Source organism: Paenibacillus sp. E194, assembly GCF_000935845.1.
Classification (GTDB): Bacteria; Bacillota; Bacilli; order Paenibacillales; family Paenibacillaceae; genus Paenibacillus_B; species Paenibacillus_B alvei_B.
Map to the genome: position 1 here is coordinate 1 of NZ_JMDX01000269.1, position 7,269 is coordinate 7,269.

Annotated in this window: 7 protein-coding genes; 6 read left to right on the plus strand and 1 reads right to left on the minus strand. The window is 42.9% G+C overall.

The genetic code is table 11. From position 1 onward, the window contains the following. The 5 genes from AZ66_RS24720 to AZ66_RS24740 form a co-directional block, all read left to right on the plus strand. Window positions 1–1,304 (plus strand): DUF4179 domain-containing protein (locus tag AZ66_RS24720; RefSeq protein ID WP_044357310.1); only part of this gene is annotated, 1,304 nt, incomplete at its 5' end. A 44-nt stretch (window positions 1,305–1,348) separates the two neighbouring features. Beyond that, window positions 1,349–2,335 (plus strand): hypothetical protein, encoded by a 987-nt coding sequence (locus tag AZ66_RS24725; RefSeq protein ID WP_044357311.1) that lies wholly within the window; start codon window positions 1,349–1,351, stop codon window positions 2,333–2,335. A 301-nt stretch (window positions 2,336–2,636) separates the two neighbouring features. Continuing rightward, window positions 2,637–3,998: an extracellular solute-binding protein gene (locus AZ66_RS24730; RefSeq protein WP_044357312.1), complete on the plus strand. Its 1,362-nt coding sequence runs from the start codon at window positions 2,637–2,639 to the stop codon at window positions 3,996–3,998. Window positions 3,999–4,141: 143 nt separating this feature from the next. After that, on the plus strand, window positions 4,142–5,134 hold the full coding sequence (locus AZ66_RS24735) for a hypothetical protein (RefSeq protein ID WP_044357313.1): 993 nt from the start codon (window positions 4,142–4,144) through the stop codon (window positions 5,132–5,134). 342 nt (window positions 5,135–5,476) lie between these two features. Continuing rightward, window positions 5,477–5,989 (plus strand): RNA polymerase sigma factor, encoded by a 513-nt coding sequence (locus AZ66_RS24740; protein ID WP_044357314.1) that lies wholly within the window; start codon window positions 5,477–5,479, stop codon window positions 5,987–5,989. Between the two features lie 241 nt (window positions 5,990–6,230). Here AZ66_RS24740 and AZ66_RS24745 read toward each other — a convergent pair whose 3' ends face one another. After that, window positions 6,231–6,803 (minus strand): DJ-1/PfpI family protein, encoded by a 573-nt coding sequence (locus AZ66_RS24745; RefSeq protein ID WP_044357315.1) that lies wholly within the window; start codon window positions 6,801–6,803, stop codon window positions 6,231–6,233. A gap of 181 nt (window positions 6,804–6,984) precedes the next feature. Between AZ66_RS24745 and AZ66_RS32125 the strand changes: the two genes are divergently transcribed. Then, the gene (locus tag AZ66_RS32125; protein WP_197081766.1) at window positions 6,985–7,122 is read left to right on the plus strand and encodes a hypothetical protein; all 138 of its coding nucleotides are present in this window, start codon (window positions 6,985–6,987) and stop codon (window positions 7,120–7,122) included. The last annotated feature ends 147 nt before the right edge of the window (window positions 7,123–7,269 follow it).

Sequence of the window (7,269 nt, forward strand, 5' to 3'; positions counted from 1 at the left end):
CGGTGAGTCCTACCTTTGCGGCCTATGTTAAATCGTTATTTGATAGTTCTGATCAAGAACTGCAACATGCAGTACAGGAGGGTTTTTCACAGAAGGTAAATGCCTCTGTTACTGATCAGGGCTATACTCTTGAAATAGAGGAGATATTGGCCGATCCTATGAGAATTGTAGCCGTTTATTCGATCAAGGATCAGCAGAATAACTTTATTCATCCGGATAAGCTTTCCATAAGTAACGTAGAGGTGACAGATTCGAAAGGGAATATAATTAAAGAAACTAGAATATATGGGGTACAAAACCGCGAAAATTACGGATATCTCACGCTAAAAAAACCCGGGGAAACAGAAGATCAGAAGCTTGTACTACAGTTCGAGGGAAATCAGATCGACTCTGTCGAGGGAAATTGGGCCTTGAAGATTCCTTTTGATTTAGAGAAAACAACGAAGGCTTCTCAGGTGCTGCCAATCGATAAGACGTATACCACACCACAGGGACTGCAAATCAAACTAAATAGCATTATGTATTCACCGACTGCTGCTAGTGTGGATTATGAAACGAAATGGACGGAAGAGGCAAAGAAAAGATTAGTAGAGGAAAGTAAACAAGTGAAAGGAAAAGTAGATTCAGCTGATCCTTATGTTCGCTATGATGATTTTAAGCTGAATTTCCATGTTGAAAATGAAAAAGGAGAGAAAGTAAAAGATTTAACTAGGGCGCTTGATACGCCAAGCAAGGCCTTGGGAGAATTCGGTCATTTGAATCGGCAGTATGGATTTGCTCCACTGTCTCCTGATCATCAATATACGCTAGTATTGGATTCTTTAGTAAAAACAGAACCGTATGAGCTAGGCATATCATTTGAGCCAAAACAGCTTGCCGACAAACCTGTACGAGTAGATATGGATGGCAAAACGATTGAGATCAAGTCAGTAACCTTAAACGAACCATTAAATGAAGCATCTCCAAAGACTGAGAAGCACGTTACGATTTTACTAGAGGCTTATGTAAAGGATATATCCCATATTAATATAGGCGATACGATATTAATTGATGACGCACATAAAATTACGAATCGTTTTGGTTGGACGATAAAAGATGAAGCGGGCAAAGTATACGATGTAACAGGTGGAGACTTTAAAATGATAGGGAAGGATGAACAAGGCAGAAACCATATCCGAATGAAATTGCAAAGTTCTGAAATGAAAGAACTCCCTCAAACGCTCAGTCTTACTTCAGAATTGGCAGAAAAGAGCTATGACCTGGATTGGAAAGTACCATTGCCAATGCCGACAGAAGAAAAATAAGACAAGGCACTTTAGGATTTGCGCATTCTAGGAGGGAATTGACTGTGAAGAAAACAGTTGTTGCTGCAATGCTTGTAAGTGCACTTTCTTCAGGAGTTTTAACTGACGCGGCATATTTGCCAAGGGCTTTTTCCCAGCAAGCGAAGGCAAAAATCGAAGTTAGTGATGACATAATTGCAAAGGTGAAAAAGGCAATAAAGGATGCCATGCCAAATTCGGCTTATGAAATTGTCGATTATTCGCGGGTAGGAATGCCGAATTTACCGGAAAGTGAGTACATCGATTTCGAGCTACAAGATAAACGCGGAAATATTGTCGTCAATGCGCAATCCGGAGAAATCGTACTTTTCAGCTTAGTTGCAGATCTTAAGGATGTACCTTCGTCCATTTTGATAACGGGCAAGAATAAATTGAAAGAAATGGATCCGAAGATGGCGCAGGTAAGAGGCGCATATAGAGGACAGGATGCATGGATCCTGCAAGGTCAGAATTTCGCTTCTGTCACTATTGATGGCAAAAGCGGCAAAGTAACAAAGGCAACAGTTAGCTATGCGAAGGCGCCAGACAAATCCAAGCTTGATATTGCGCGCAAAACAATGAAACTATTAAACGGTGGGCAGGACGTAAAGGTTCTTAATGGGGTGAACTTGAATTACTATCCTCAGAACAAGGAGGGCAAGGTGCTAGAGTTCATTGATGCAGGATTGAAGATATGTATTCTGCACATCGGAGCCGATACCGGGAAGATATGGGAGGCCGTATTGCTTCGAGAAGAAGAATCCTATAAATCCGACGATGAATATAAGCAAGCGTTTGCCCAGCCGATACTCACGTCCGAACAGGCGATAGCCAAGGCCGCGCCGACGGTAAAGCAGCTATTTGGCGTTGATTTGAAGGGATCGAAGGTAGCGATACAGCTCGATCGCTATACGTTCACGAAGCAAGGACAGCCGACCGTTATCGCGCTTGTCAATCCTAAAGGGACATTCCATACATTCGAGCAGCAGCCGATTAAGGGCCTGAAAAATTAACAAGTAAAAGCGATGAAATCATAAGAAGATCACAATAAGCTGCAAACAGAACAAAGGATCTGTTGGAAAGGTAGAAAACTACCGCCAGGCAGATCCTTTGTCAGTTACCCTCATTAGCGTGATATGAACTTAATAAATAGGGTAACTTTGTAGAGTTAAGAAAGCTGATATAGATGCAATCCATAAAAAGAAAAAACTTGGGTCAGGGGGATTCCGTCCGGTAATTTTCTTCGCATATGCAGCAAGGAGGGCATGACATAATGGAGCCACAAAAGAACAAAGACTTGGAGGGGAGAAAGACTTGAGCAAAAGATGGAGGTTGGGCATATTGCTGCTGAGCATGTTGTCTATATTAACGGGATGTTTTTTGGAAAAGTCGGTATTGGATCCATTGGATGAGGACAAGGGGAAAATAAAAGTGACTTATTACAGTGAGGAATCGTTCTACCGCGATTACGGAAACTATTTCAATGTTAAATTCCCGAATGTTGAGGTTGAAATCATTAGCACTGCTGAGGCGGATACGGCAGCAGATTTGGAAAAATTGCTGGACAAGCACAAGCCGGACGTCGTGCTGCTGAGTGAGCATATGTTCGAATCGTATGCGCAGCAAGGAAAGCTCTATGCGTTGGATGACATTATTGCACAAGAAAAATTCGACCTGGAAGGCTACATGCCGGGCCTGATCGATATGATTCGTACGAAAGGAAGAGGGAAGCTGTACGGGCTATCCCCTTATTTTTATAATCAAGTGATTTATTACAATCGTGACTTGTTCCAAGCGTACAACATCGAACTGCCGCGCAACAAGATGAGCTGGCAGGAAGTGCTGTCTTTATCCAAGCGCTTTGACGATATGAGAACTGGCAATAACGAAATTTACGGTTTGTATCAAAGGCCTTCCGAATTATTGATAAATATTGCATCGACTTCTTCCCTTCAAGTCGTTGATGCGAAGGGAGCGAAGATGCGCATCCGATCCGACGGGTGGAAGCAAGCCATTCGGATGGCAACGGATGCGGTGCGGAATTATCCGCCCGGACAAGTAGAAGGAATGAACAATCTGTTCCTTCAGGGGAAGGCGGCCATGGTCATGGATGGCCCTTGGTTCGCCAAAGAGCTGCGGCGTGCCCCTCTGCGCGATAAAAAATTGAGCTCTATCAATTGGGATATCGTTACGGTACCGATCGATCTAACAAGACCTGACGAGTCCTCCAAGGTGCGCTTGTCGGAAATTTTTGCGGTAATGGCGGACTCCGCGAGCAAGCGGGCTGCCTGGGAGTTTGTCCAATTCGTCAATGGATCGAGCATGGAGAAGGTTGCTTCCCGCAATCCGATATCTACTTTGCCGACGAGAAACCAATTTTTCAAGGAATTGGAGGGCAGGAGAACAGAACCGTTCTATATGTTGAAACCCAAGTCATCTACGGAATCTTCGCCTGTTGAAGGGAGCTTGGGATTCTGGGTAGGGTACGGCAACAAACATGTGCCGGAAGACTTCTACTCACCGTTCAGTGAATTGTTGGACAAAACTTTGCAAGCGGTCGTGCAGCGCGAGATGACGCCGGATGAGGCGGTCAATGAGCTGGAAGCGAAGGGGCAGCAAATGCTGAACAAGGCGCATACAGAGGAGAGGGAGAAAAAAGAGCAGACCTCTCCCTGAAAAGTTGATTACAGGGGAACCTTCTGTATTCTGACGTTCTCTTTCAAGTGAATAACAAAGGATTGCCCTTTTGTCTTATAGCGATCCAATCGTTCGATTATGAAGTATACATTATAGTATTTCAACTTTAGGAGGGAATCGAAATGAATGTGAAGAAAACAGTTGTCGCTGTAATGCTTGTAAGTGCACTCTCTATAGGAGTTTTATCCGAAGCGGCTTATTTGCCAAGGGCTTTTGCCCAACAATCGAAGGCCAAAATCGAAGTTAGCGAAGACATCATTGCGAAGGTGAAAAAGGCAATAAAAGATGCCATGCCAAATTCGGTTTATGAGATTGCCGATTATTCGCGGGTAGGAATGCCGAATCTGCCTGATGGGGAGTACATTATGTTCAAGCTTAAGGATAAACGCGGAGACATTGTCGTCAATTCGCAATCTAGAGAAATCGTATCTTTCAGCTTAGTTGCAGATCTTAAGGATGTACCTATGTCCATTTTGACAACGGGCAAGAATAAATTGAAAGAATTGGATCCGAAGATGGCACAGGTGAAAGGCGCATATAGAGGACAGGATACATGGATCCTGCTAGGTCAGAATTTCGCTTCTGTCACGATTGATGGCAAAAGCGGCAAAGTAACAAAGGCAACAGTTAGCTATGCGAAGGCGCCAGACAAATCAAAGGTTGATATTGCGCGCAAAACGATGAAACTATTAAACGGCGGGCAGGACGTAAAGGTACTTAATGGGGTGAACTTGAATCATAATCCTCAGAACAAGGAGGGCAAGGTACTAGAGTTCATTGATGCAGAATTGAAGATATGTATCCTCCACATCGGAGCCATTACCGGGAAGATATGGGGGGCCGTATTGCTTCGAGAAGAAGAATCCTTAAAATCCGACGATGAATATAAGCAAGCGTTCGCTCAGCCGATACTCACGTCCGAACAGGCGATAGCCAAGGCCGCGCCGACGGTAAAGCAGCTATTTGGCGTTGATTTGAAGGGATCGAAGGTAGCGATACAGCTCGACCGCTATACGTTCACAAAGCAAGGACAGCCGACCGTTATCGCGCTTGTCAATCCAAAAGGGACATTCCATACATTCGAGCAGCAGCCGATGAAGGGCCTGAAAAATTAAAGCTCTGAACGATGGGATTCTAATAAGATCACAATAAGTTGCTTACAAGACAAAGGATCTGTTGGAAAGGTAGAAAACTACCGCCAGGCAGATCCTTTGTCAGTAACCCTCATTAAGCGTGATATTAACCGCTTTTACGAACAATACCTCTATAATCAAAGACATTTTTAGACTTAATGGAACCGGGGGTTACTATGAGTGCAACAAAAAATCGAATGATAACAATGCTGCTAGAGAGCCACAGTGACAGAATCTTCGTTTTAAAAAAACATCCGAATATAATTATATGTGAAGATTCGAGAACTATTTTGAGCACTCATGCCTCGTTGCCAAGGAGAAACTATGGATCAGAAGATGATGATTGACCGTGCGCAGCGGGGCAATATGAATAGCTTCGCGTATGTAATACAACAAATTCAAGACGAATCGTACCGAATTGCGAATAGCTATTTACTCGATGAAGCCGCCAGCATGGACGCGGTGTGTGATGCTGTGGAAGAAGCCGTTATTAATATCCAAAAATTCGATAATCCGGAAAGATTCAATATTTGGTTCAATCGGATTGTGATTCATAAATGCAAATCTCATTTGCTCAATAGTAAATTAATTGTCTTCATCGATGATGAAGAAGATAAGGGACTTGTGAAACGCCAAACGACGGAAGAAAATTTGGAGTTGCATGCCTTTATGAAACAACAGTCGCCAATGACGCGATTGCTTATTCAACTGAAGTGTGTAGAAGGATATACGATAGAAGAAATTACGGAGATGACGGAAATGCCGCTCAACACGATCAAAGCGAAAATTGATAACACGATCAAGCTGTTTAAACAGAACCGTAGAGGGAGCATGTAATATAACCCAGTGACCGTCCGGTAATGACGGTCTAGGATGGCGTTCGGAGATAGCGGAAGAGCAGGTTAGGAGCGCACTCAGAAAAGCGCAAGGAGATCATCTGTACCAGTCCCGTTGCGAAGCAACTGCACATGACGAATCCTTCGATGGCCTGAAACGTCAATCGAATCCGCTTTCTGTCTTTCTCGTCGGTGACCTGCTCCAACGGATTAGCATTATCTATTTCTGACTTGATTTGAAATTAAAAATATAAACCTTTGCCCACTGGCTGAACAGTTTCTAGCACAGTGTCAACCATTTCATCATTAATTAGGGTTCTTATAATCCAAGCTGAGAGATCTTGAGCAGCAAAACAACCTGCGGCAGTCGAGATATTTCCTTCGTTTACGAAACTTTGCTCAATAACGTCTACATCAAATTCTTTAAGTTGTTCTACTACGGATGGATATGTAGTTGCTTTTTTGCCAGTTAACAATTTTTTAGCTCCTAGTAGTAGTGAACCAGAACACATAGAGCCTATTAATTGTCTTTGAGGATCTACATGAATGCTATTAAGATATTCTTGATTTTGATATAAATCTTGTACACCCTTACCACTTGCAAATATTACAGCGTCAGCGGAAGGAATATCAGATATGCTTCCTGTCATGGGGATACGTAAGCCAGACATGGATATATGAGTTTTTTCCGTTCCTAATAGTTGGACATTCCAATCAGAAATACCGCCAACTAGACGTACACGATTTAATAAATCCCATGGTAAAAAAACATCTATATCAGTAAAGTTATCGAAACAGACTATTGCAATTTTCATTCTCTAGCCCTCCATTATAAAAATATTAAAAACATTTTAATTATAACAATTTCAAGTGGAGATAACGAGGTTTAAATTGTTTAATAACTGGATATCGCCCCAGCGTTACCAAGCTAAAAAATTGTATCCAAAAAGTTGAAACCCGATAGTTAATCCTGCAAAGCCTGATGAATCGGCTTACGTGAAATTGTCGGAGATCTATGCCATATCTGCGGATTCTCCGAACAAGCGGGCAGCTTGGGAAATCGTCAAATTCGTGAACGGACTGGAAATGGCGCAGGTTGCTGGGAAGGCAATGAACGATACGCTGCCTACGTGATCAGACTATTTCAAGGATTTTAGAGGGCGGGAAACGGATGCTTTTTACCTCCTGAAGCCAATGGAAGCTAGCAGTGTGTTAGATAAAAAAGCATTCCACCAGGTTTCCAAGCTGAATTCGATTCGTTATTGTCGGCTGCGCTGAAAT